The sequence below is a fragment of the Allorhizobium sp. DMC15 genome (assembly GCF_056314065.1).
This window is the reverse complement of record NZ_JBQUZB010000004.1, coordinates 432,014-456,138: the sequence shown is the minus strand read 5'-3', so window position 1 is coordinate 456,138 and position 24,125 is coordinate 432,014. Positions and strand designations below refer to the sequence as shown.

The following is a 24,125-nucleotide window of genomic DNA, read 5'->3' as shown; positions in this document are numbered from 1 at the left end:
AGCATTCCGGTTCAAGCGTTGTGTTTGGACGAAAAATGCGTATCGATGTCGCCAATCGACAAACGACGGAGCGCATTTGCGCGCATTTTCCGGCGGAAGATTTGAAGGAAGGACCCCATGAAGATACTCGTCCCAGTGAAGCGGGTTGTGGATTACAACGTCAAGATCCGCGTCAAGCCGGATGGCTCCGGCGTCGAGCTCGCCAACGTCAAGATGTCCATGAACCCCTTCGACGAGATCTCCGTCGAGGAGGCCCTGCGGCTGAAGGAAGCCGGCAAGGCTGAGGAAGTGGTTGTCGTCTCGATCGGTCCGGCCAAGGCCGAGGAAACCATTCGCACCGCACTCGCCATGGGCGCCGACCGCGGCATCCTGATCGAAACAGACGAAACCGTCGAGCCGCTCGCCGTCGCCAAGCTCCTGAAGGGCGTGGTCGAAGCGGAGGCTCCGGGCCTCGTCATCGTCGGCAAGCAGGCGATCGACGACGATTCGAACCAGACCGGCCAGATGCTGGCTGCCCTGATGGGCTGGGGCCAGGCGACCTTCGCCTCCAAGCTCGAACTTTCCGCCGACAAGGCGACCGTGACCCGCGAAGTCGACGGTGGTCTGCAGACCATCGAGGTGAAGCTTCCGGCCGTCATGACCACGGACCTGCGCCTGAACGAGCCGCGTTATGCCTCGCTGCCGAACATCATGAAGGCCAAGAAGAAGCCGCTCGACAAGAAGTCGCCTTCCGACTTCGGCGTCGACGTTTCCCCGCGCCTGAAGGTGCTGAAGACCGAGGAGCCGGGTGGCCGCAAGGCGGGCATAAAGGTGAAGACGGTGGCCGAGCTGGTTGACAAGCTCAAGAATGAAGCCGGCGTATTGTAAGCGGAACGGACAGGAGAAACATAAAATGGCTATTCTTCTTCTCGCAGAACACGACAACGCGACCGTTTCCGAACAGACCGCGAAGACCCTGACGGCAGCAACCCAGATCGGTGGTGACGTGCATGTGCTGGTCGCCGGCTCCGGCGCCAAGGCCGCAGCCGATGCCGCTGCCAAGCTCTCGGGCGTCTCCAAGGTGCTGCTCGCCGACGACGCCTCGCTCGGCAACAACCTGGCCGAGCCGCTGGCGGCCCTCATCGTATCGCTCGCCGGCTCCTACGACACGATCATCGCGCCCGCGACCTCGGTCGGCAAGAACGTCATGCCGCGCGTGGCCGCTCTGCTTGACGTCATGCAGGTCTCGGAAATCATCGAAGTCGTCTCGGCGGATACCTTCAAGCGTCCGATCTATGCCGGCAACGCCATCCAGACCGTCCAGTCGACCGACGCCAAGAAGGTCATCACGGTCCGGACGGCATCCTTTGCCGCGGCTGGTGAAGGTGGTTCGGCCGCCGTCGAGAGCGTTTCGGCGGCTGCCAACCCCGGCGTTTCAAGCCACGTCTCCGATGCGCTGTCCTCGTCCGACCGTCCGGAACTGGCCTCTGCCAAGATCATCATCTCCGGCGGCCGTGCGCTCGGCTCCTCGGAGAAGTTCCAGGAAGTCATCCTGCCCGTCGCCGACAAGCTGGGTGCTGCCGTTGGCGCCTCCCGTGCAGCTGTTGACGCCGGCTACGCCCCGAACGACTGGCAGGTCGGCCAGACCGGCAAGGTGGTTGCCCCGCAGCTCTACATCGCCTGCGGCATCTCGGGTGCGATCCAGCACCTCGCCGGCATGAAGGATTCGAAGGTCATCGTCGCGATCAACAAGGACGAGGAAGCCCCGATCTTCCAGGTCGCCGATTACGGCCTCGTCGCCGACATTTTCGAGGCCCTGCCGGAGCTCGAGAAGGCGCTCTAAGCGTCATCTCGCAGCTGCGAAAGGACTGGTCAAAGACCGGTTTGCGGTCTATCAATCAGCCGGGTCCGTGATGAGCGGGTCCGGCATTTTTTGTCGGTGCCATCTTCTTGAGTGAAGACGAGAACGGGTGAGGAGCGAGACGATGACGGACAAGATCAGCAATGTGGGTGTCGTGGGTGCCGGCCAGATGGGCTGCGGCATTGCACAGGTCTCCGCCGCCGCCGGCTACAAGGTCACGATCTACGATCTCTCCAAGGAGAGGATCGAAGCGGGCCTTGCCACCATTAACGGCAATCTCGCCCGCCAGGTGACCAATGGCAAGATCACCGACGAGCAGCGCAAACAGGCGCTGGCTTTGATTTCCGGCTCCGCCGATGTGCATGACCTCGCCGCTGCCGATCTCGTGATCGAGGCCGCGACCGAGGACGAGAGCGTCAAGCGCAAGATTTTTGCCACCCTCTGCCCGGTGCTGAAGCCGGAAGCACTGATCGCCACCAACACCTCGTCGCTCTCCATCACCCGGCTCGCGTCTGCGACGGACCGGCCGGAGCGCTTCATGGGCATCCACTTCATGAACCCGGTGCCGGTCATGAAGCTCGTCGAACTCGTGCGCGGCATCGCAACGGACGAGACGACCTTCACCACCGCCAAGGACTTCGTCGCCTCGCTCGACAAGACGATCACGGTGGCCGAAGATTTTCCGGCCTTCATCGTCAACCGCATCCTGCTGCCGATGATCAACGAGGCGATCTACACGCTTTACGAAGGTGTCGGTTCGGTCGAGGCGATCGACACGGCGATGAAGCTCGGCGCCAACCACCCGATGGGGCCGCTGCAGCTCGCCGATTTCATCGGCCTCGACACGTGTCTCTCGATCATGCAGGTGCTGCATGACGGTTTGGCGGATTCGAAGTACCGCCCTTGCCCGCTGCTGGTGAAATATGTCGAAGCCGGCTGGCTCGGCCGCAAGTCGGGCCGCGGCTTCTACGACTATCGTGGCGATGTGCCGGTCCCGACACGCTAAGGCCATAGCCTTGCTGACGCGGGCATTGGCGATTATAGTGGTGGAGTGAAGGGCGAGCTTCCGCCCGCCCCTCTGGTTTACTGACGGAATGTGACCCGCACGCTAGCCTGCCAGCCCGTGCGGGTTTTCCGTATCGTAAACGTGATGCTCAATGGTTTTCGCCACATCGCTCACACTCCAGTTGTGTGGCGAGGCCATCGCCCTGGTCGGAGCGGCCCGTCCTCTCCGATGCGTCTGGCAGAACGCGTCTGCTTTCACCGCACAACCGGAGAGAAAATATCGCAACCTGGACTTTCGTTCAGAGGCGTGCGCTCAGGCGCCGCTCGCAGCCGTAATGAGCGCCCGTGCATCTGGGCCGTCCCAAGCGGCCGGGCCGTTCATGTGGCCGAGCAGGCAGCCCTTGCCGTCGACCAGCAGCGTGACGGGCAGGCCGAAGGCTAGGCCCTGTTTTTTCAGGGTGTTGAACACGCCCATCGAGGCGTCGCGGTAGAGACCGAGGGCATCGACACCGGTCTCCTCGAGGAAGGCTTTCGGCTTTTCGGCATCACCTGTGTCGATATTGATCGCAACGACCTGGAAACGGTCGCTGCCGAGCGCCTTTTGGAGACCATTGAGGGCCGGCATTTCTTCGCGGCAGGGCACGCACCAGGTGGCCCAGAGATTGACGAGCGTGGTCTTTCCGGCGAAGTCGGCGGTGCTCATGGATTTGCCCGAAGCGTCGGCAAAGGTCAGACCTTCGACAGCCTGCGGCGCATCGACGGGCACCATGGCTGCGACATCACCCTTGAAGAAGGGTTCGAGCGCGCGTGCCCGGCCGAGAGACGAAGCGCATGGCGCGGCATTCTCAGCGGTCTCGGCATTGCCAGACATGGTCTCTCTCACGTATACCGCAGCCGCGCCGGCGAGAATGCCGGCAACCGCCGCGATCGCAACCAGCTTGGTGGGGAAGAGACCCGCAGGTTTCTTTTCTGTCATGTCATTCTCCAGGACGGGCATTCCATGGCCGAGGACATCAAGGACACGAAATCCTCCAACCAGATGTGGGGCGGTCGCTTCGCCTCGGGGCCGTCGGCCATCATGGAGGAGATAAATGCCTCCATCGGTTTCGACAAGAAGCTTTACGCCCAGGATATCCGCGGCTCAAAGGCGCATGCGACCATGCTGGCGCACCAAGGCATCATCTCGGCCGAAGATAAAGACAAGATCCTTCACGGCCTGGACACGATCCTGTCAGAGATCGAAAGCGGCCAGTTCGTCTTCTCGCGCAAGCTCGAAGACATCCACATGAATGTCGAGGCGCGCCTCGCCGACCTGATCGGCTCGGCCGCCGGCCGCCTGCACACCGCCCGCTCGCGCAACGATCAGGTGGCGCTCGATTTCCGCCTCTGGGTGAAAGAAGAACTGCAGAAGACGGAAGCGGCCCTCTCCGGTCTGATCGCGGCCTTCCTCGACCGCGCCGAAGAGCATGCCGACTCCGTGATGCCCGGCTTCACCCATCTCCAGACGGCCCAGCCGGTGACCTTCGGTCATCACTGCATGGCCTATGTCGAGATGTTCGGCCGTGACCGCCAGCGCGTGCGTCATGCCATCGAACACCTGGACGAAAGTCCGATCGGCGCAGCCGCCCTCGCCGGTACCGGCTACAACATCGACCGCCACATGACGGCGACGGCCCTCGGCTTCCGCGAACCGACCCGCAACTCGATCGACACCGTCTCCGACCGCGACTTCGCGCTCGAATTCCTTTCGATCGCCTCGATCGCGGCAACCCATCTGTCGCGCTTGGCGGAAGAGATCGTCATCTGGTCGACCCCGCAATTCGGCTTCATCCGCCTCTCGGACGCCTTCTCCACCGGCTCCTCGATCATGCCGCAGAAGAAGAACCCGGACGCAGCCGAACTGGTGCGCGCCAAGACCGGCCGCATCAACGGTTCGCTGATTGCTCTTTTGACCGTGATGAAGGGGCTTCCGCTCGCCTATTCCAAGGACATGCAGGAAGACAAGGAACAGGTCTTCGACGCCGCCGAAAGCCTGGAACTGGCGATTGCCGCCATGACCGGCATGGTCACCGACATGACCATCCGCACCGACAAGATGAAGGCGGCAGCGGGCTCCGGTTACTCGACCGCGACCGATCTCGCCGACTGGCTGGTGCGCGAAGCCGGTCTCCCTTTCCGCGATGCGCACCATGTGACCGGCAATGCCGTTGCCATGGCCGAGAAGAAGGGATGCGATCTCGCAGAGCTTTCGCTCGAAGAACTGCAGAGCATCAATTCCGCGATCACCGCAGACGTCTTCAACGTTCTGACGGTCGAAGCCTCGGTCGCCAGCCGCAAGAGCTTTGGCGGCACGGCGCCATCCGAAGTCCGCAAGCAGATCGCCTGGTGGCGTGCGCGCAACTGACAAGGCCTCGGATTGCGCGATCGATCACGCGCACATGCAGGACACATCACGAGATCAGGGGTGCACAAGCGCCCCTTTTTTCTGTACACGCTAGCACAACGATATTTCTTTGGACCGGGTCATGGTGAATTCGCTGAAACGCACGACGCTCACGCTCTCTCTGGTACTCGCCGCCTCGCTGGCTCTGTCCGCCTGCGGCCGCAAGGGCGATCTCGATCCGCCGAGCACGCCTGTCGACCAGCAGAACAAGCGCGACAGCAAGGCAGCACCTGTGGCTGACAAGCCTTTCCTCCTCGACCCGCTTCTGTGACAGGGCTTTACCCGTGAACCATTTCGACTTTCGCGACGGCGTACTCTACGCCGAAGACGTGGCCATTCCCGAGATTGCCCGCACCGTCGGTACGCCCTTCTACTGCTACTCGACCGCAACGCTGGAGCGCCACTACAAGGTCTTCGCCAGGGCTTTTGACGGCGTTGATGCCCTCGTCTGCTATGCGATGAAGGCCAATTCCAACCAGGCGGTGCTGAAGACGCTTGGACAACTGGGCGCTGGCGTCGACGTGGTCTCGGAAGGCGAGTTGCGCCGGGCGCTGGCCGCCGGCATCCCGGCAAACCGCATCATGTTCTCCGGCGTCGGCAAGACCCCGAGCGAGATGGATTTGGCCCTTGAAGTCGGCATCTACTGCTTCAACGTCGAGAGCGAGCCGGAGCTGGAAGTCCTGAACCAGCGCGCCATCAAGGCCGGTAAAAAGGCGCATGTCTCCTTCCGCATCAATCCGGATGTCGATGCGAAGACCCATGCCAAGATTTCGACCGGCAAGAAGGAAAACAAGTTCGGCATTTCCTACGAGCGCGCCCGTGCCGTTTATGCCCGCGCCGCGACGCTCGAAGGCATCCAGGTGTCCGGCATCGATATGCATATCGGCAGCCAGATCACCGATCTGCAGCCCTTCGAGGACGCCTTCCGCCTGCTGCGCGAGCTGGTCGAGAACCTGCGCGCCGACGGCCATTCGATCGACCATGTCGATGTCGGTGGCGGACTTGGCATTCCCTACAAGGACGACAACAACCCGCCGCCGGAGCCGGATGCCTATGCCCGGATCGTCAAGGATCAGCTGGCGAGCCTCAATTGCCGGATCGTCACCGAACCCGGCCGCCTGATCGTCGGCAATGCCGGTATTCTGGTGACCGAGGTGATCTATGTGAAGGATGGCGGCGACAAGACCTTCATCATCGTCGACGCCGCCATGAACGATCTCATTCGCCCGACGCTGTATGAGGCCTATCACGAAATCAAGCCCGTGGTGCTGCAGGCGGCAAACGCACCGCGCATCAAGGCCGATGTCGTCGGCCCCGTCTGCGAGACCGGCGACTACCTGGCGCTCGATCGGGAAATGTCGAAGCCGAAGCCGGGCGACCTGATCGCAGTCGGGTCTGCCGGCGCATATGGCGCGGTTCAGGCCGGCACCTACAACACCCGACGGCTCATTCCCGAGGTGCTGGTGAAGGGCGACGAATTCCATGTGATTCGCAAGCGGCCGAGCTACGAGGACCTGATCGCGCTCGATTCCGTGCCCGACTGGCTGGCCTGATCCTTCACAATCGAGCGATGAGACGGGAAAAAGCCTCCTCAAGGGGCGGCTCCCCTCGTCTTCGCCACAAAGACTGCTATCTTCTGCTGTCACGAGCCCCGGCATATCGGCGGCGCTCTCGGAGACCAGACGGATGATCTTTTCCCGCCCGGCCGGCCAAAGGAAAGGCGCTTTGAAGGACGACCCGACCCTGGCGCGGCGCGTCGGGGTGAAGCGCGTTCTCGCCCGCAGCGTGCTACTCGCCGAACGGATCTTGCCGCTCTTTGTGCCGATCCTTGGCATTGCGGCCCTCTTCGTCTCTCTCGCCTGGTTGGGCGTCTTCCGCGACTTGCCGGAGATCCTGCGGCTCGGCCTCGTCTTCCTGCTGGTTTTCGCCTTCGTCGCCTCCTTCCTGCCCTTCTTCCGGCTCTCCTGGCCGACCGCCCGCGAGGCTGACAGACTTCTGGAAGAGCGCAATGGCTTGCGGCACCAGCCGGTGGCCGTCCAGGACGATGCCCTGGCGGCCGACACGCCCTTTGCTCGGGCACTGTGGCAGGAACATCAGCGCCGCATGGCCGAGCGGATTGCCGGTCTCGATACGGGCCTGCCGCAGCCCGATATCGCCCGCTACGACCGCCATGCGCTGCGCGCCGTGCCCGCCCTGCTCTTCGTCACAGCGCTTGCCTATACCGCATCGAACGGGGCAGGCTCGATCGCCGATGCTTTCCGGCGCCACGTGCCGGAAAGCGAGCAGGCGGCGATCCGCATCGATGCCTGGATCACCCCGCCCGCCTATACCGGCCAGCCACCGGTTTTTCTGTCGGGACTGGGCACCCAGACATCAGGTCTCGTCGTGCCACAGAATTCGAAGATGACCGTGCGCATCAGCGGCGGCGCGAGCGACGAGAAGGTGTTGTTCGTCAAGCAGAGCGACGGCGCGGTGGTCGAGATCGCTCCGAACGACCCGAAGGCTGCGAGCAATGGCACGACCCCGCCTGCAGCGGCAGCCCCGCAGGCAGCTGCCGCCCCTGCGGACGCGGCCCCTGCCCCCCAGACCGCGCGAACCCACGAGCTGGAGCTTGCCGAAGCCGGCCAGCTGCGCGTGGCGGACCGGCAATGGACGATTGGGGTGACGCCGGACACCGCCCCTGAAATCGCCTTTGACGGCACCCCGCGCCGCGCGCTGAATGGCGCGCTCGAGATCGCCTTTACCGCCAAGGACGATTACGGCCTGCAAAAGGCCCATGCGGAAATCTCGCCTGTCGATGAGAAACCGGGTGCCACGCCGCTCTATCCGCTCCCGGACTACAAGCTCGACCTGCCGCGCCACAATGCCCGCGACATGAAAAGTGTGGCGAGCCGCAACATCACCGAACATCCGCTTGCCGGCAGCAAGGTGAAAATCACCCTGGTCGCGACCGACGGTGCCGGCCAGATCGGCCGGAGCGAGCCGGTCGAAATGGTGCTGCCCACGCGCAACTTCGCAGAGCCTCTGGCGGCAGCGGTTGCCGAACAACGTCAGACCTTTGCGCTCGACACCCGCGAGATGGCGCGGGCGATCGCGCTGAACGAGGCGCTGGTGATCCGCGCCGATGAGACGATCCCCAATCTCGGCCATTTCATTCTGATCGAAAGCGCTCGCGCCCGCATGGCACTCGCCAAGGGCGAGGAGGCGCTGAAGGACACGGCGGATTATCTCTGGGAAATCGCGCTCGGCATCGAGGACGGCGACCTGTCGCTGGCCGAGCGACGTCTGCGCGACGCCCAGCAGGCGCTGGCGGAGGCCCTGGAAAACGGCGCGACCGACGCGGAGATCAAGAAGCTGATGGACGAGCTGCGCGCTGCCATGCAGGACTTCATGACGGCGCTGGCGGAGCGCATGCCGAACCAGCAGGGCCAGCAGCAACAGACAGCAGAAAACACCCTGCGTCAGAAGGACCTCGACAATCTGCTCGATCAGCTGGAAAACTTGGCGCGTTCCGGCAATCGCGAGCAGGCGCAGCAGCTGCTCTCCGAGCTGCAGCGCATGATGAACAACCTGCAGGCCGGCCGCCCGCAGCAAGGCCAGCAGCAGGAAAACAGCGAAGCCCGCCGCCAGATCGACAAGCTGGGTGAGATCATGCAGCAGCAGCAGCAGCTGATGGACGAGACGTTCCGCCTTGACCAGGCCTTGCGCGACCGCATGCAGCGCGGAGATCCGCAACAGGGGGAAGAGGGCGCTGAAGACCAGCAGCAGGATCCTGGCCAACAAGGTCAACAGGGGCAGCAAGGCCAGCAGGGTCAACAGGGGCTAGACGGCATGACGGCCGAGCAGTTGCGCGAGGCATTGCGCCAGCTGCGCCAGCAGCAGGAAGGGCTCGGCAAGGAACTCGGCAAATTGCAGGAGGGCCTCAAGGGCCTCGACATGCAGCCAGGCAAGGGCTTTGGCGAGGCGCAGAAGGAAATGGAAGGCGCCGGTGAAGCCTTGGGCAAGAGCCAGGGCGACCGCGCCGTGCAGGGCCAGGGCCGCGCCATGGAAGCCCTGCGCCAGGGCGCGCGCGACATGATGAACCAGATGATGCAGGCCATGCAGGGCCAGCAGGGTCAGGGCCAGCAGATGGGCCAGGGCCAGGGCAACCAGAACGGCCGCGACCCGCTGGGACGCCCCCGCGCCACCAATGGCCCGGATTTTGGCGAACGCGTAAAGGTGCCCGACGAAATCGACGTGCAGCGCGCCCGCGAAATCCTGGAAGCGATCCGCGAAAAACTCGGCCAGAATGCAAGCCCCGAGATCGAGCGGCGTTATCTGGAGCGACTGCTGGATATTCAGTGAGAGTGACGTGCGGGGCGTCTTACCCCGTTTCCATCGAAAGAGTGCCGCCCGCCTCCCAATGTAACAGGCAATGCTCAGGTTGTCGGTGGTTTAGACGAAGCTCACCCCGCCAGCGCCCGGGCGACCGCGCTGCGGATATCCGGCAGTGCAAAGGGTTTCGATACGACATCGACGATCTTCGTGGCGAGGTCATCGGCGCGTTCGCGCTGTTCGGCATAGCCAGTCATCAGCAGGATCTTGAGATCGGGGAAATCGGACGAGGCGCGGTGGGCGAGTTCGATGCCGTCCATCACGGGCATGCGGATATCCGACAGCAGCAGGTCGTAATCCGCCTCGGCCAACTTCTCCAGGCCTTCGGCACCATCGGCGGCCTCATGGGTCTCGTGACCGTCGAGGCGGAGCGCACGGGCGACGAAGGAGCGAAGCGAGTCTTCGTCTTCGGTGATGAGAATGCGCGCCATGGTTGAAATTGCCTCCGTCATGGATTCACTGTCCAGGCAGGCAAATCACCAGACTTTCCTTGTCGAGTGGTAAACGCCGGACCCCTTGTCCGGCGCCATGGTTAACAAGCCTCTTCGCTGGAGGCTGATTTTTTGCCTTTTTAGGACAGATCAGGCGTCGCCGGTGACGACGCCGACGAAGGGCAGTTCGCGGAAGGCATAGGCCACGTCCATGCCATAACCGACAACGAAATAATCGGGGCATTCGAAGCCGACATAATCAGCCTCAAACTGTTCTTTTCGCTTCACTTTCTTGTCGAGAAGCACGGCAATCGTGACGTTTGCGGCGCCGCGCTCATACATCAGTTCCTTGGCGAACAGCAGCGTGCGACCGGACTCGAGGATATCGTCGATCAGGAGCACATTGCGGCCCTTCACGTCACTGTCGATGTCCTTGATGATCTTGACGCCCTGCGACACCGTGCCTGTGCCATAGCTGGACAGCGTGATGAACTCGACTTCAGGCGCGAGCCCCACGTGATGCAACGCCCGAATGAGATCGGCAGCGAAGATGAAGGAGCCCTTGAGCACGGAAATGACCAGCAGGTCCTCGCAGGGCCCCTTCATGATCTCTGACGCCAGTTCACGATTGCGCGTATCAATCTGCTCAGGTGTGAAAAGCGGTTCGATGTTCTTTCCGCGAACGACGGGCATGGCGGTCTCCTTGATGCGGGCCGGAACTGGCCTCACCCGGCAAGCACCGCCGGAAAGGCACTGCCATTAGCACAGTCGAATGCGTCAGGCACCCGCATCTTCGAAGGAAAGCCGGAGTTCCGGCGTTTTTCCCCCAGGATGCTGGAGGCGGGCGGCCAATCCACGGCTCTGCCCGCCTTGAAGCGCGGCTACGGGCGGTTCGACATAGGTGCTGGCGACGACCTGTCCGCCGACGAGCAGATCCGCCCGCACGCGCGGCAACGCGACCTCGCGGTCCGTCCGGTTCTCGACGATGGCGCTGATCAGCAGCACACGCATGCCGTCTTTGTCCTGCGGCGTCAGGTTCACATGGGTGAGATCCAGCGGGCGGGCCTCAAGTTCCGGATGCGCTGCGCTTTGGAGGAGAAACTGACCGGCGAGCGAAAAGACAGACACGAAAGCGAGCGCGACGATGACAGCGAAGGACATGTCCGACAGACGTTGCAGCCGGCTCTCGGCGGAGGCGAAGGCGGTTCGGATGCGGGTCTGCAGTTCGGCGACCGGAGAGACGAATTCGCTCACCCGGAGACCGGGCGCATCCTTCGGCATGTCGCGCAACACAACGAATTGCGCGTCGATGACATCGGTATTGGAGAGACGGGTCGTGCTGCGGTCAAGCTTGCGACGCGCGCGATCCGGCGGCAGGAGGTCCGCCTCGGGAATGGCAGCCTGCGACGGATTGCGGAATGCACGCATGGATCGGACCTTTCGCACAGCCAAATTCGGGCACTCCGAAACTCGGCGGTTGAAACGAATCCACACCAGACGTAAATTCAAATGGTTAATGCTTCGGAAAGATGGCCTCAAAGCACCGCTTTCCCCGCATGCGTTTACCGGCCGTTGACGATCCCCGTTTACGAGCCCCAGACCTCGGACACGTCAGACTGGGCCCAGCCGTTGATCCATTTCGAAAATGTCGGCCTTCGCTATGGGATGGGACCGGAGATCCTCCGCGACCTCACCTTCGACGTGCCGAAAGGCTCGTTTCAGTTCCTCACCGGACCGTCGGGCGCTGGAAAGACGACGCTGCTGCGTCTGCTCTTCATGTCGCTGCAGCCGACACGAGGCCTCATCCGCAGCTTCGGCCGCGACATCACCCGCATCCCGCGCACCGAGCTTCCGATGCTGCGTCGCCGCGTCGGTATCGTCTTTCAGGATTTTCGCCTGCTGGACCACTTGACCACCTACGAGAACGTGGCGCTGCCGCTTCGCGTGCGCGGCAAGGAGGAACTGAGCTACAGGCAGGATGTGATCGAACTGCTGAAATGGGTTGGCCTCGGCGAGCGCATCAATGTGCTGCCGCCCGTCCTGTCGGGTGGGGAAAAGCAGCGCGTGGCGATTGCCCGTGCCCTGATCGACCGGCCGGAAATCCTGCTCGCCGACGAGCCGACGGGCAATGTCGATCCGCCGATGGCCAGACGCCTGCTCAGCTTGTTCCTCGAACTCAATCGGCTGGGAACCGCCGTCATCATCGCGACCCATGACCTGGCCCTGATGGACCAGGTCGATGCGCGGCGCATGATCCTCACCGACGGGCGGCTCGACATCTATGAATGACCGGACGAAGCCCGAGCCCAAGCAGCCCAAACGCCGTGTCGAGATGACGGTCAGGCCGACCGCGCCGATCCTGCCGCCCTCGAACATCCAGGGCAATGCGCTGATGGTGGTGATCGCCATCATGGCCTTTCTCGCCTGCCTGACACTGGGTGCCGTCTCCATGGTCCGCGCCACCGCGACCAGCTGGCAAAGCCAGATCTCCCGCGAGATCACCATCCAGATCAAACCGGAGGACGGACTGGACATGGGCGCGGCTCTGGTCAAGGCGCGCGATCTCGCACTGACTTTCGTTGGCACCCGCGACGGCCAGATCATGGATGACAGCGCCACGGCGCGCCTGCTGGAACCCTGGCTGGGCACGGGGCTGAACCTTGAGGACCTGCCGGTACCCCGTCTGATCGTGGTCACGATCGACGAGACCAACCCGCCGGATTTCGAAGCCATGCGGGCGCTTCTGAAGGAAGAAGTCCCCCAGGCATTCCTCGACGACCACCGCACCTGGGTCGACCGTCTGGTGCAGATGGCGCGCACAACGGTGCTGATCGGGGCCGGAGTCCTGATCCTCGTCTTCACCGCCATGATCCTCACCGTCGTCTTTGCCACGCGCGGCGCGTTGTCGGGCAATCGCCACATCATCGAAGTGCTGCATTTCGTCGGCGCCGAGGGCAGCTTCGTGGCACAGGAATTCCAGAAACATTTCCTCAAGATCAGCCTGAAGGGCGCCGCAGCCGGCGGCGTCTTGGCAGCGAGCCTGTTCGCTCTGGCGAGCTTCTGGCAGAGCCGGTCGCTGGCAACCCCGGAAAGTGACCAGGCGACGGCCCTCTTCGGCACTTTCACCATCGGCTGGACGGGTTACCTGGGCATCTTCGCCACGATGATCGTGATTGCTCTGTTGACGACGATTACCGCGCGGATCACCGTGATGCGCACGATCTACGAGATCGATCTCATCCGTTCGGACCCGGCCCGCACCGACGGCTTGCTGGATGACTGATGACATCTCACGTGTTGACTCGCCTTAAAGCCGCCTGTTCCGTGTGGGAAATGCCGACGATTCTCGGATGAGGACCATGGACCGGATGACGCAGAACGAGCCATTGCGCAACGGCGCGGCCCCCGGGCCGAACGCCGGCATCTTCGCGCGCAGTGGCATCATCCGCCGGGTTCTCCGTTATGGCGGCATCCTGATTCTTTTGATGATCGCCATGATTGTCGCCGGCTTCCTGGTCTTTGCCGATCAGGTGACCAATATGCGCCCGCCAGAGGTGGCCAAGGCCGATGCAATCGTCGTGCTGACCGGCGGTTATCAGCGCATCGAGCAGGCGATCGACCTGTTGAAACGCGGCTATGGCAAACGCCTGCTAATTTCGGGGGTCAATCCGCGAACCACGGCAGGGCAGATCCGCCGGGCGACCCGAACCTCCCCGGAGGTTTTCGAATGCTGCGTCGACATCGGCTATTCGGCCATCGACACCATCGGCAATGCCAATGAAACGGCGTCCTGGATAAGGGACAAGGGCTATCGCTCCGTGCTGGTCGTCACCAGCAATTATCACCTTTCCCGCAGCTTGATGGAGCTGCGGCGCAGCGATCCGGGCACGGAATTCGTCGGCTATCCGGTTGTTGCCTCAGACCTGAAAACCCGCGCCTGGTACAGCGAACCTGATGCCATGCGCACTATGCTGTTCGAATATGGCAAGACGATCATCGCCTATGTCAGGGGCATGACCGGCTGGAGCCGCAACCAGGGCCTGCGTCCGGACGGCGAAATCACCGAATCTGGCCGCAGCTCCTGACATCTCTTCACGCCCTGGCGCTTTTGCTGGCGACGCTTTTCGTCTAAGCACGACCTGCACGTCGAGAGAGCCCCTTCATGATTGCCCTGCGTTCCATCCTGTTCAACACCGCCTTCTACGCAAACCTCATCCTGCGGATGATCTTCCTGTCGCCGATCTATTTTCTTCTGCCGCGCAAGCGCGCCTATTTCGTGCCGAAAAACTGGGCGAAATCCTGCCACTGGCTGATGAAGACGATCGTTGGTACGACCTTTACGGTCGAAGGTTTGGAGAATATCCCGAAGGGCGGCTACATCCTGGCGCCGAAACACCAGTCCTTCTGGGACACCTATGCGCTGCTGCCCTGGCTGGATGATCCGGTCTATATCCTGAAGCGCGAACTCACCTGGATCCCGATCTTCGGCTGGTACATCGCCAAGCAACGCATGATCCCCGTCAACCGCGGCGCCAAGGGCAAGGTCATGGCCCAGGTGATCGAGCGAACAAAGATGGAAATGGCGACCGGTCGACAACTGATCATCTATCCGGAAGGCACGCGACGGCCGCCGGGCGCTGCCCCCGAATACAAATACGGCATCGCACGGCTCTACCGTGACCTGAACGTTCCCGTGGTTCCCGTTGCCATGCATCCCGGTCTGTTCTGGCCGCGCCGCAAGTTCCTGCGCTTCCCAGGCCATTTCGTCGTGCGCATCCTGCCGCCGATCCAGCCAGGGATGGATCCGGATGCCTTTCACGACAAGCTGTTGCACGACCTCGAGCAGGCGAGCGACGAACTTCTGATCAAGACGGCACGGGACAATCCGGAGCTGCCGTTGCCGCCGACGGCAGTTGAGCGGCTGAAGCAACTTGGGGCGGCCTAAGACGGCGCCCTGCGGCGAAAGGCACGGTCAATCGCCCCCTTCGAGGACCGCCATGGCGCTGACCACGCTTTCGAGCCAATGGTCGCGGATACCCAGCTCACGCAGATGCGCGACTGTATTGGCCACATAATCCGGATTGCCCCCCGAACGGCCGACGGCGCTGTGGACGATCCGGGCGGCTTCGTCGATCGTGACCGCGCCGGCATACTGCGCATGGGCCCTGTCGATCACATAGGTCAGCCCCCGCACCTGTCGCCCGTCCGAGAGCGTCAACCGCACGAAGCGTTCGAGATAGACGCTGGTCACCAGTTCCCGCTCCCTGAGATAGGCAAGGGTATCCGGCCAGCTTTGCGCTGCAACGCGGAAGGCGACCCCCTTGCAGGAACCGCCACGATCAAGACCGAGCACCAGGCCCGGACGCTCTTCGGTTCCCCGATGCACATAGGAGCGCACACACAGCGAACGGCGATACCCGCCGAGCCGGGCCGTCAGTCTCTCCTCATAGGGAAAGCCGGGATTCCACATGAGCGAGCCGTAGCCAAAGACCCAAAATTCGTCCATATCGCAGGCCAATCCAAGAATGAGAAAATCGCAGCGAGGAAACTTCCATGGCCGTGCCGTCGACAGCGCCACAAAGCCCGACCAGTCGCAAAGTGCTCCTGCTCGGCCTTTTGATCGTCCTCTTCATCGCTGTCTATAGCGTGGCCTGGCATTTTGCCGCCGAATTTCTGCGAAACCGCATCACAGGCTTCTTTTCGGGCGGAAATCCGGCCGGTATTTCGGCCAACTGCGAGAATGCCACGATCGGCGGCTACCCCTTCCGCTTCCGGCTGAATTGCGACCGCCTGTCGTTCGACGATAATTTCCAGGGCATTTCGGCATCGTCAGGTCCGGTCCGGGCGGCAGCCCAGGTCTACAATCCGGGCCATGTGGTCTGGGAAATGGACGGGCCGGCGGAGGTCCGCTCTGCTCTCGGCTTCAATTCGACGATGGAGTGGGCCGACCTACGCGCGAGCTTCCGCGCAGGCTTTTCGGGCTTGCAGCGCAGTTCGATGGAATGGACCGATCTGAAGACCCAGATCACCTCGACGGTGACGGGCCTGCAGGTCGAGGTGGCGACACCGCATCTCGAAACGCATGTGCGCCAGAACGAAGGCAATCTCGACTATGCCGCGCTGATCAACGATACGGTGGTTAAAGTCGATGGCGCGGCGATTGCGCTGCCGCCGGTCTCTGCAAGCCTCGATGCAACCTTTACCGATCGTGGCGGATTGCTCGATCCGCGCCTGGCGCATCGCCAGCAGCTCTATGGCACCAAGGGAGAGCTGCGCCGCATGGTGGTCGATGCCGGAGAAGGACGCGTTCTGACGTTGAGCGGGCCGTTTTCCATCGGTGACGACGGCCTGATTTCCGGGTCGATCCGCGTGGAGATCGAGAAGATCCGCGCCTGGCGGGATACGCTCAAGACAGCCTATCCGGACAAGCGCGAAACCTTCGACGATATCGCCAAGGTGCTAAGGGTCCTGACGCTTGGCCGCGACGACGGCTCGGCCGATATCACCATCCAGAACGGCGTCGCCTCGCTCGGCTTCATCCCGCTTGGCCAGCTCCCGCCGCTCTGAACGGCGGCGCCGGGAGCCTTACTTGTCGAGGGCGTGGCGGCCGAAATCGGGGACGTCGACATCCTGTCCGGCCTGGACGATGGAGCGGCGGATGGTGCGGGTGCGGGAAAACAGCTCGAACAGCTTGTCGCCCTCACCCCAGCGGATCGCCCGCTGCAGATAGGCGAGATCCTCCGAGAACCGGGCCAGCATCTCCAGGATCGCGTCCTTGTTGTGCAGGCAGACATCCCGCCACATGGTGGGGTCGGAGGCGGCAAGACGGGTAAAGTCGCGGAAACCCGAGGCCGAATACTTGATCACTTCCGATTCCGTCACCGTTTCCAGATCGTCCGCCGTGCCGACGATGTTGTAGGCGATGATGTGCGGCAGATGCGAGACGATGGCCAGAACCTTGTCATGATGCTGCGGGTCCATCTCGTCGATCATCGAGCCGAGCGCCTTCCAGAAGGCGCTGAGCCGGTCAAGCGCGGCACGGTCCGTGTCCGGCAGCGGCGTGAAGATGCACCAACGCCCCTTGAAGAGGCCGGAGAAGCCCGCGTCCGGACCCGACTTTTCGGTTCCCGCCAGCGGATGGCCCGGAATGAAATGCACATTTTCCGGCATATGCGGCGCCATCTGCGCGATGACGGAGGCCTTGGTGGAACCGACATCGGTGACGATGGCGCCCGCCTTCAAATGCGGCGCGATCTGCCGCGCCACGGCTTCCGACGCACCGACCGGGACGGAGACGATGACGAGATCCGCGTTCTCCACCGCCTCTGCCGCCGAGGTCGTGTAGGCCGTGCCGAGTTCCAGTTCTTCCGCACGCTTCAGCGTCTCGGCGCTGCGCGTGGAGATGACGACCTGACGCGCCAGCCCGAGCTTCTTGATGTCGCGGGCGATTGACGAGCCGATCAGGCCGATGCCGATCAGGGCAATGCGGTCGAACAGGATTTCAGACATCTGCGGTATCCATAGTAGCTACGATTGAGGACGGGGAAGCTCCAGGCCCTTCATAGCCTTGGGAATAAAGTGGAAATACCCGTTTGTCGAGGCGGGCTCGCGCCGCGCCTTGGCCAGGCGGCGACCCCTCAGGGCTGGCGCGGCAGGCTTCGCGTGGTGGGAATGCCCTGAGGCGCGAGCACCGGCGCAAAGACGCGACGGGAGGCGCGGGAAGCGACCGGCAGGCCCTGATAGAGACGCTTCTGCGCCTCGACAACGATCACGCCCGAAAAGGCGGGCCACAGGATTCGGCCGACGCGCTCGAAGCCGCGCCGGAGCCTCAGGATCGCGCGGATCTTCGAAGGTGGAAAGAACAGCGCCTCGGCGGATGCGCCGGGCGTGAAATTGGTTTCTCGCAGCAGCGCCGTCAGCTGGCCGCGCGAATAGGGGCGACCGGACCCGAAGGGCGTATGCTCCATGCGCGCCCACACCCCGCGCCGGTTCGGCACGACGATCACGAGTCGGCCGCCGGGCGCCAGCACCCGCCAGATTTCCTTCAAGCTCTCGCGCGGGTTCTCGGCGAACTCCAACGAATGCACCATCAGCACCCGATCGACGGAACTGTCCGGCAGGGGAAGCTCTTCTTCAAAGACGAGCGCGGTGGCGGAGGGCTCGCCCACAGGCCAGTTCACCGCGCCCTGCCCCGCCGGCATGAAGGCCATCGTGCGTTCCGTCTCGGCGCGGAAGCGCTCGAGAAAGGGAATGCAGTAGCCCAGACCGACGAGGCGCTCCTGCGGCAGACGCGCCCAGACGGACGACAGCGCCATCGCGATCGATTGCTCCGCCACACGACCGAGCATGGTGTAATAGAACTGCCTCAGATCGACGATATCGACATGCATGAACTTATTGTTAGCAGCCCATCCTTGGACTTCAAGCCGCGAGAAGCTACATTCGCCATAACGAGGTGGGACATAAAAAGTGGGTCGACAATGAAATCGCTACAGATCGAGGTCTTTCTATGCCGAAGTGACAACTTCGGCGTACTCCTCCATTGCCCAGAATCCGGGCTGACGGCCTGCATCGATGCGCCAGAACTCGCGCCGATCCAGGCAGCGGCTGAAAGGCGCGGCTGGACCATCACCCATATCTTCACCACCCACCATCATGGCGACCATGTGGAAGCGAACCTCGCGCTGAAGGAAGCCTATGGCTGCGAGATCATCGGCCCGGTAAACGAGGCAGTGGCGATACCGGGCATCGATCGCACCGTTGCCGACGGTGACGAGTTCATGTTCGGGACCCATCCCGTGCGCGTCATCGAGACGCCGGGGCACACGGCGGGCCATGTCTGCTACTACATGCCGGAAGACATGCTGCTCTTTGCCGCCGACACGCTGTTTGCGCTGGGCTGCGGCCGGCTCTTCGAACGCTCCGCCATGGACATGTGGCATTCGCTGCAGAAGCTCGCCGAGCTTCCCGACGAGACGATCGTCTATTTTGGCCATGAATACACCCTCTCCAACGCGCGCTTCGCCCTGACCATCGACCCGCAGAACACGCGGCTGAAGACGCGCGTCGAGGTGATCGAAGCACAGCGAAAGCGCGGCGATTTCACCATCCCGACGACGATCGGCCTGGAGAAGGAAACCAACCCCTTCCTGCGCGCCGGCGACCCCGACATCCGCAAGACGCTTGGCATGGAGACGGCCGCCAATGACGAGGTCTTTGCCGAAATCCGCAAGCGCAAGGACAATTTCTGATGCAGGCCAAGGACATCATCGAAACCCTCGGCATGCAGCGTCATCCCGAAGGAGGCTGGTATGTCGAGACCTTTCGGGATGCCAACGGAGGGGAGCGCGGTCATTCGACGGCGATCTACTACCTGCTGGAAGCCGGCGAGCGCTCTCACTGGCACAGGGTGAAAGACGCGTCCGAAGCCTGGCACCATTACGCAGGAGCACCGCTGGCGCTGCACCGCTCGAAGGACGGCGTGACGCAGCAGACCGTCCGGCTCGGTCCCGACGTCCTCTCCGGCGAACGGCCTCAGGCGATCATCGAGGCGGATGAATGGCAATCGGCCGAGAGCCTCGGCGACTACACGCTGGTCGGGTGCACGGTGGCGCCCGGCTTCGATTTCGCCGTCTTCGAGATGGCCCCACCCGGCTGGACACCCGGCCGCTGACCCCGCGTCAGACGCGTATCAGGGTGAGCGTCAGGATCAGTTGGGCGCTGTAATAGCTCACCCAGACGACGTAAGCGGCAGCCCCATCAATCGGATGGCCAGGACCCGTCCAATATTTGCGGATGGTCAGAATGATATCTGAAAAGATGAAGAGTGCTGCCCCGACGAAGACGAGGGGATTGTGAAGCCCGAGCGTCAACCAGACCAGCACCATGAAAACCAGCACGTAAAGCGCGATTGGCCAGGCCATGATGCCGGCCGGTCGCCAGATCCGCACGAGCACGCCGACGGTGATCCCGGCAACGATCAGACCGCAACCCAGGCGCCATGGCTGGGAGAACGGCAGAGTGAGATCCGTGACACCCACAAGCAGCCCGAGATAGGCGAGATGCGAGGCAAGGAAGCCGGCGACGCCCCCGATGAAGGCCGGGTCACCTTCGAAAGCCAGCGAGAGGTCGCCGAGCGCGCCGAAGAAGAGAGCAAGGACAAGCAGCGGGTGGGCACCGTCGACAAACGCATACACCGACAGCAGGAGAACCGGCAGTGTCTTCCAGACGGCGCGCGCGATCGTCTTCTCACGCGGCAGGATCCAGAGATAGCTGGTGCCGAGTGCGACCGAAAGCGCAAGAATGCCGGCCGCACTGTCCATCGCGCCTCCGCTTAGCTGACCACGTCCTTCTTGCGGAGCACCATATCCTTGGCCGCGAGCACGGCGCCACCTGTGATCAGCACGCAGGCCAGGCCAATTCTGGCGCTAATATCACCAAACCCAAAAATAATCAGGATCAGCGTGGAGAGCAGCGGCGCGGCATAGCTCGACGCGCCGAGGATCTGGATGTCACCATTCTTGACACCATAGTCCCAGACGTAAAAGGCAAGCCCGACCGGCAGGAGACCGAGCCCGACCACTGCCACCCATTGCTGAACGGTGTCGGGCCAGACGGTAGTCTCCAGGCCCAGATGGCAGATGAGCGAGAGGATCGACGTCGCCAGGCAAAACCCGGTGACCACATCGGTCGAGACGGCCTCGAACTTGCGGCTGATGAGAGAATAGGCTGCCCAGGTGAAGGCGCACAGGAAGGCGGCGGCATAACCGAGACTGTAGGCTGGGTCAAAGGCGAGACCGTTCTTGGCGACAATCAGCACCGTGCCCGCCAGACCGGAAAAGGCACCGACGATATGGTGCCAGCCGAGCTTTTCACCCGGCAAAAGCGCCGACCCGACGACGATCAGCAGCGGCCAGAGATAGGCGATGAGGCCCGCCTCGACGGCCGGCGCGTTTCTGAGCGCCGTGAAATAAAGGAAATGATAGCCGAACAGCCCACCAACACCGGCCAGCCAGACCTTTGGCGGCTGGCGCAACTCTTTCAGGCGCTCAGGCCGCGCGATGAAAAGGGCGATACCGGGCAGGCTGCCGATGGCGAAGGTTATGGCCGAAAGCTGGAAAGGCGGCATGGTGCCGGAGGCCGCGGTCATCAGCGCCAGGAAAGACCACATCAGGATCGCGGTAAAACCGATCAGTGTCGCCCTGGTCTTCATCAGCATCCCCCAATGCGGGGGTTTGCCCCCTCTTTATCCGTCGAACGCCTCGGCCGAGACATGCACCGTTCCGTAACGGGTCGGGATCTTGGCGTAGACGGGAGCATATAGCTTCAGCGTCGCCGTCTTGGCAAACCAGATCTCCATACCTTCGACCGACTTCAGGTATTCGATGTCCTTTCGCCCCTTCTTGTAACCCGACACCGGCACATAGCGCACGGAACAGACGACCGCCTCACCGCGCGCCTTGCCGGCGGTGAACGGAGCCTTGCCGCTCGGCGAAAGCACGAGATCCATGCGGCTCTCGCCGTCATAGATCGGCAGCCTGTGTGAGCAGACATCGGTATTGTCAGGGATCAGCAGTGCTCCGATCGGATCGAGCACGGATTTCAGATCGGCACCGGTCACGGGCACCCAGGACTTGGGCCGCGACTTCGGCGGCGGCTCCACCTTGGTGTCTACAGCGCTGCCCTTGTCATAGGTGATGGTGTACCGGCTCTTTTTCTTGCCGCTCGTATAATCGAGCCGGTAGAGCTCGGGCTGCAGCCTGTCACCGGTAAAGACGCCGGAGACGCTGCTGTCGGCGGAGATCTCGCGGACGATGTCGACCAGGCCCGAAGAGCGGAACCGCCCCGAGATCTGGTAGCGGCCGCTGGTTACCTCCGTGTGAAAGGTGAGCCTTGCGATCGGGAGAATGCCGAGCGAAACGCTATAGGCCGTGTCGTAGCGATAATCCGCCGCTTTTACGGGGAGCGACAGGAGAAGAAGCGAGGCGAGGACGAGACCGGTTCGGCGCAAGGGCATCATCTCCATGTCGGGGAAAGGCCGGAGGACCCGGCATTGATCAGACTTCGTTCATGCCGTTGGACTATGGCAACAAAATAACGTAAGACGGCCCGACAGTCCGGAAAATCCAAGGTTTGGCTTGACGGGCCGGTTCTCACTGACTATAGAACCGCAACTTTCCAATCAGACGCTGTTGGATTGCCTCACCGGCATGTGCCCGGTGGCGATGCGACGGCCTAGAAAAACAATAGGTGTACCATGTCCCGCAGTTGCGAATTGACCGGCAAGGGCGTCCAGTCGGGCAACAATGTAAGCCACGCGAACAACAAGACCAAGCGCCGGTTCCTGCCGAACCTGTGCGACGTCACGCTGATCTCGGACGCTCTGAACCAGCGTTTCCGTCTGCGCGTTTCGGCTGCAGCCCTGCGCTCGGTCGAGCATCGCGGTGGCCTCGACGCCTTCCTTCTCAAGGCTTCGGAAAACGAACTGAGCATGCGCGCCCGTCTGCTGCGTCGCCAGATCGCCAAGAAGACCGCCGAAGCCGCGTAATAGCAGCTTATCGGAAATGAACGAGCAAGGCTTGGCCGGGCATCCGGGCAAGCCTTTTCGTTTGGGAGCGCGCACCGGCTAAACGACCGGCCGCATGCGCCTCACGACCAAACAGTATTGTCCCTCCAACTGGTGGCATCACCCAGGATAAAAAAATGCTGAACGCACGCTATTTCCTTGCCTACAGCCTGCTCATGACGGCCGTCGTCGTCGCCTCGAACTTTCTCGTGCAATTTCCCCTGCAGGGAACGCTCGCCGGCATCAATCTCGCCGATCTTCTGACCTTCGGCGCCTTCACCTATCCGGTTGCCTTTCTCGTCACGGATCTGACCAACCGTCAGTTCGGCCCGACGGCTGCCCGCAAGGTGGTGTTTGTCGGCTTCATCGCCGGCGTGGTTCTCTCCATCCTGCTGGCGACCCCGCGCATTGCGGTTGCTTCCGGTTCGGCCTTCCTGGTCGGTCAGTTGCTCGACATCTCGGTCTTCAACCGCCTGCGCCGTTTGGCCTGGTGGAAGGCACCGCTCATGGGTTCGGTCCTCGGCTCGGTTCTCGACACCGTGATCTTCTTCTCGCTGTCCTTTGCACCGATTTTCGGCTTCATCGGCCCAAATGACGACTTCGCCATTGCGGCTGCCCCCATCCTCGGTGTGATGAGCGCGGAAGCGCCGCGCTGGATCTCCTGGGCGATCGCCGATTTCAGCGTGAAGATGCTGATTGGCGTGGTCATGCTGCTGCCCTATGGCGCGCTGATGAGCGTGCTGCGGCCCATGCCGACCGCACAGCGCCCGGCCTGATAATGGCCTATTCAGAACAATCAGAGACTGAAGGAAAAAGTCGGGCTTGAACCCGCCTTTTTTCATGGACCCGCTGGAGATCCGGGCCCGCCACAAAGGACAGACAAGGCGTGCTCCGCGACGCGTTGCGAGGAGAAACCTGGAGACTGCAGGTTGTCGCCCTGCTTCTCCCGACCGCGCGACAGAAACCAGCCGCCGAGCGCCGCGAGAGCGCCACCTTGAGACCGCAGAGCCGGCGGCCTCGCCCGGATGCGAATATGATAGCTCGGCTCGGACTCCGTCCATGTGAGCTCGACAATGGTACAGTCGCTGCGCGCGGGTTGAAGGGTAAAGGTCTGTCGGGTGGCAAGAAGCCGGTACTCGATTTCGACCTCACCGGGACGGATGCGCCAGATCTCCGCAGCGCCGATCACAGCAGCAAACAGCAGCGAACCGAGGACAAAAAGCCCGCCGAAAGCGATGACGGCAAAGAACGGGGTGACGATGGAAATCGGCCAGAGCGCCGGCCCAAGCTCGACGAGAAGCAGAGTGGCAAACCCGACAGCCAAGACAGCAAAGACCACCCTGAGCAAAGCAGGGATCGACTGGCTGACGACGATATCCTTGTCTCGCAAGACTGTCTCGCTGCTGGAGGCGACGGAGACAAGTATTCTGAAGTTCGCCCCTCGAAACAAGGGGACAGCCCCCACTG

At 62.6% G+C, this 24,125-nt stretch carries 27 protein-coding genes; 16 read left to right on the top strand and 11 right to left on the bottom strand.

From position 1 onward, the window contains the following. The first annotated feature begins 117 nt into the window (after positions 1-117). The 3 genes from ACT53S_RS19805 (at position 118) to ACT53S_RS19795 (ending at position 2,846) form a co-directional block, all read left to right on the top strand. Complete coding sequence (locus tag ACT53S_RS19805; protein WP_476068224.1) at positions 118-867, top strand: electron transfer flavoprotein subunit beta/FixA family protein; 750 nt, start codon at positions 118-120, stop codon at positions 865-867. A gap of 25 nt (positions 868-892) precedes the next feature. Next, on the top strand, positions 893-1,822 hold the full coding sequence (locus ACT53S_RS19800; RefSeq protein ID WP_113379282.1) for an electron transfer flavoprotein subunit alpha/FixB family protein: 930 nt from the start codon (positions 893-895) through the stop codon (positions 1,820-1,822). A gap of 142 nt (positions 1,823-1,964) precedes the next feature. Beyond that, complete coding sequence (locus ACT53S_RS19795; protein ID WP_476068223.1) at positions 1,965-2,846, top strand: 3-hydroxybutyryl-CoA dehydrogenase; 882 nt, start codon at positions 1,965-1,967, stop codon at positions 2,844-2,846. A gap of 312 nt (positions 2,847-3,158) precedes the next feature. Here ACT53S_RS19795 and tlpA read toward each other — a convergent pair whose 3' ends face one another. Continuing rightward, positions 3,159-3,821 (bottom strand): thiol:disulfide interchange protein TlpA, encoded by a 663-nt coding sequence (tlpA, locus tag ACT53S_RS19790; RefSeq protein ID WP_476068222.1) that lies wholly within the window; start codon positions 3,819-3,821, stop codon positions 3,159-3,161. A gap of 24 nt (positions 3,822-3,845) precedes the next feature. On the opposite strand from tlpA, the gene argH reads away from it, so the two are divergent. From argH to ACT53S_RS19770, 4 genes are all read left to right on the top strand, one after another. Continuing rightward, positions 3,846-5,249: an argininosuccinate lyase gene (gene argH, locus ACT53S_RS19785; RefSeq protein WP_476068221.1), complete on the top strand. Its 1,404-nt coding sequence runs from the start codon at positions 3,846-3,848 to the stop codon at positions 5,247-5,249. Between the two features lie 121 nt (positions 5,250-5,370). Then, a complete protein-coding gene (lptM, locus tag ACT53S_RS19780; RefSeq protein WP_165826194.1) occupies positions 5,371-5,559 on the top strand; it encodes an LPS translocon maturation chaperone LptM in 189 nt (62 codons plus the stop codon). Positions 5,560-5,572: 13 nt separating this feature from the next. Then, a complete protein-coding gene (gene lysA / locus ACT53S_RS19775; protein WP_476068220.1) occupies positions 5,573-6,841 on the top strand; it encodes a diaminopimelate decarboxylase in 1,269 nt (422 codons plus the stop codon). Positions 6,842-6,974: 133 nt separating this feature from the next. After that, the gene (locus ACT53S_RS19770; RefSeq protein ID WP_476068219.1) at positions 6,975-9,632 is read left to right on the top strand and encodes a TIGR02302 family protein; all 2,658 of its coding nucleotides are present in this window, start codon (positions 6,975-6,977) and stop codon (positions 9,630-9,632) included. Positions 9,633-9,733: 101 nt separating this feature from the next. Here the strand turns inward: ACT53S_RS19770 and ACT53S_RS19765 are convergent, their stop codons facing one another. From ACT53S_RS19765 to ACT53S_RS19755, 3 genes are all read right to left on the bottom strand, one after another. Further along, positions 9,734-10,093 (bottom strand): response regulator, encoded by a 360-nt coding sequence (locus ACT53S_RS19765; RefSeq protein WP_476068287.1) that lies wholly within the window; start codon positions 10,091-10,093, stop codon positions 9,734-9,736. Positions 10,094-10,243: 150 nt separating this feature from the next. Then, on the bottom strand, positions 10,244-10,786 hold the full coding sequence (gene hpt, locus ACT53S_RS19760) for a hypoxanthine phosphoribosyltransferase (RefSeq protein WP_142071506.1): 543 nt from the start codon (positions 10,784-10,786) through the stop codon (positions 10,244-10,246). 84 nt (positions 10,787-10,870) lie between these two features. Next, complete coding sequence (locus ACT53S_RS19755) at positions 10,871-11,521, bottom strand: hypothetical protein (protein ID WP_110791096.1); 651 nt, start codon at positions 11,519-11,521, stop codon at positions 10,871-10,873. A gap of 201 nt (positions 11,522-11,722) precedes the next feature. On the opposite strand from ACT53S_RS19755, the gene ftsE reads away from it, so the two are divergent. The 4 genes from ftsE to ACT53S_RS19735 all read left to right on the top strand — a co-directional run bounded on the left by ftsE (position 11,723) and on the right by ACT53S_RS19735 (position 15,038). Then, on the top strand, positions 11,723-12,382 hold the full coding sequence (ftsE, locus tag ACT53S_RS19750; RefSeq protein WP_162750627.1) for a cell division ATP-binding protein FtsE: 660 nt from the start codon (positions 11,723-11,725) through the stop codon (positions 12,380-12,382). Then, positions 12,375-13,376 carry a cell division protein FtsX gene (locus ACT53S_RS19745; RefSeq protein WP_142071510.1) on the top strand — a complete coding sequence of 334 codons (1,002 nt, stop codon included), beginning with the start codon at positions 12,375-12,377 and terminating at the stop codon, positions 13,374-13,376. The genes ftsE and ACT53S_RS19745 overlap by 8 nt, the downstream gene beginning before the upstream one ends. 76 nt (positions 13,377-13,452) lie before the next feature. Further along, entirely contained in the window at positions 13,453-14,178 is a 726-nt protein-coding gene (locus ACT53S_RS19740) for a YdcF family protein (RefSeq protein WP_476068218.1), read from the top strand. A 77-nt stretch (positions 14,179-14,255) separates the two neighbouring features. Further along, entirely contained in the window at positions 14,256-15,038 is a 783-nt protein-coding gene (locus tag ACT53S_RS19735) for a lysophospholipid acyltransferase family protein (protein ID WP_113379270.1), read from the top strand. Positions 15,039-15,065: 27 nt separating this feature from the next. Here ACT53S_RS19735 and ACT53S_RS19730 read toward each other — a convergent pair whose 3' ends face one another. Beyond that, the gene (locus ACT53S_RS19730) at positions 15,066-15,599 is read right to left on the bottom strand and encodes a gamma-glutamylcyclotransferase (protein ID WP_476068217.1); all 534 of its coding nucleotides are present in this window, start codon (positions 15,597-15,599) and stop codon (positions 15,066-15,068) included. Between the two features lie 47 nt (positions 15,600-15,646). Between ACT53S_RS19730 and ACT53S_RS19725 the strand changes: the two genes are divergently transcribed. Then, entirely contained in the window at positions 15,647-16,660 is a 1,014-nt protein-coding gene (locus ACT53S_RS19725) for a DUF2125 domain-containing protein (protein WP_476068216.1), read from the top strand. Between the two features lie 18 nt (positions 16,661-16,678). Here the strand turns inward: ACT53S_RS19725 and ACT53S_RS19720 are convergent, their stop codons facing one another. Together ACT53S_RS19720 and ACT53S_RS19715 are read right to left on the bottom strand one after the other, a co-directional pair. Then, positions 16,679-17,602, bottom strand: coding sequence for a prephenate/arogenate dehydrogenase family protein (locus ACT53S_RS19720; RefSeq protein ID WP_476068215.1), 924 nt, complete (start codon positions 17,600-17,602; stop codon positions 16,679-16,681). Between the two features lie 128 nt (positions 17,603-17,730). Beyond that, positions 17,731-18,483: a class I SAM-dependent methyltransferase gene (locus tag ACT53S_RS19715; protein WP_142071518.1), complete on the bottom strand. Its 753-nt coding sequence runs from the start codon at positions 18,481-18,483 to the stop codon at positions 17,731-17,733. A 90-nt stretch (positions 18,484-18,573) separates the two neighbouring features. On the opposite strand from ACT53S_RS19715, the gene gloB reads away from it, so the two are divergent. Both gloB and ACT53S_RS19705 read left to right on the top strand, forming a co-directional pair. Further along, positions 18,574-19,344: a hydroxyacylglutathione hydrolase gene (gloB, locus tag ACT53S_RS19710; protein ID WP_113379265.1), complete on the top strand. Its 771-nt coding sequence runs from the start codon at positions 18,574-18,576 to the stop codon at positions 19,342-19,344. Beyond that, entirely contained in the window at positions 19,344-19,766 is a 423-nt protein-coding gene (locus ACT53S_RS19705; protein WP_476068214.1) for a cupin domain-containing protein, read from the top strand. The genes gloB and ACT53S_RS19705 overlap by 1 nt, the downstream gene beginning before the upstream one ends. A 7-nt stretch (positions 19,767-19,773) precedes the next feature. On the opposite strand, the gene ACT53S_RS19700 is transcribed toward ACT53S_RS19705, so the two are convergent. Genes ACT53S_RS19700 through ACT53S_RS19690 form a run of 3 tightly spaced genes read right to left on the bottom strand, consistent with a single transcriptional unit; the run spans position 19,774 to position 22,109 of the window. Beyond that, positions 19,774-20,415 (bottom strand): lysoplasmalogenase, encoded by a 642-nt coding sequence (locus ACT53S_RS19700; RefSeq protein WP_476068213.1) that lies wholly within the window; start codon positions 20,413-20,415, stop codon positions 19,774-19,776. Positions 20,416-20,426: 11 nt separating this feature from the next. Beyond that, positions 20,427-21,305, bottom strand: a complete 879-nt coding sequence (gene yddG / locus ACT53S_RS19695) for an aromatic amino acid exporter YddG (RefSeq protein WP_476068212.1) — start codon at positions 21,303-21,305, stop codon at positions 20,427-20,429. A 33-nt stretch (positions 21,306-21,338) separates the two neighbouring features. Continuing rightward, a complete protein-coding gene (locus ACT53S_RS19690; protein WP_476068211.1) occupies positions 21,339-22,109 on the bottom strand; it encodes a DUF3108 domain-containing protein in 771 nt (256 codons plus the stop codon). Positions 22,110-22,349: 240 nt separating this feature from the next. Here ACT53S_RS19690 and rpmB point away from each other — a divergent pair, with 240 nt between their 5' ends. Continuing rightward, positions 22,350-22,640: a 50S ribosomal protein L28 gene (gene rpmB / locus ACT53S_RS19685; RefSeq protein WP_113379261.1), complete on the top strand. Its 291-nt coding sequence runs from the start codon at positions 22,350-22,352 to the stop codon at positions 22,638-22,640. A gap of 155 nt (positions 22,641-22,795) precedes the next feature. Next, positions 22,796-23,434: a queuosine precursor transporter gene (locus ACT53S_RS19680; protein WP_113379260.1), complete on the top strand. Its 639-nt coding sequence runs from the start codon at positions 22,796-22,798 to the stop codon at positions 23,432-23,434. Positions 23,435-23,496: 62 nt separating this feature from the next. Here ACT53S_RS19680 and ACT53S_RS19675 read toward each other — a convergent pair whose 3' ends face one another. After that, a complete protein-coding gene (locus tag ACT53S_RS19675) occupies positions 23,497-24,048 on the bottom strand; it encodes a hypothetical protein (RefSeq protein WP_476068210.1) in 552 nt (183 codons plus the stop codon). Positions 24,049-24,125: the final 77 nt, after the last annotated feature.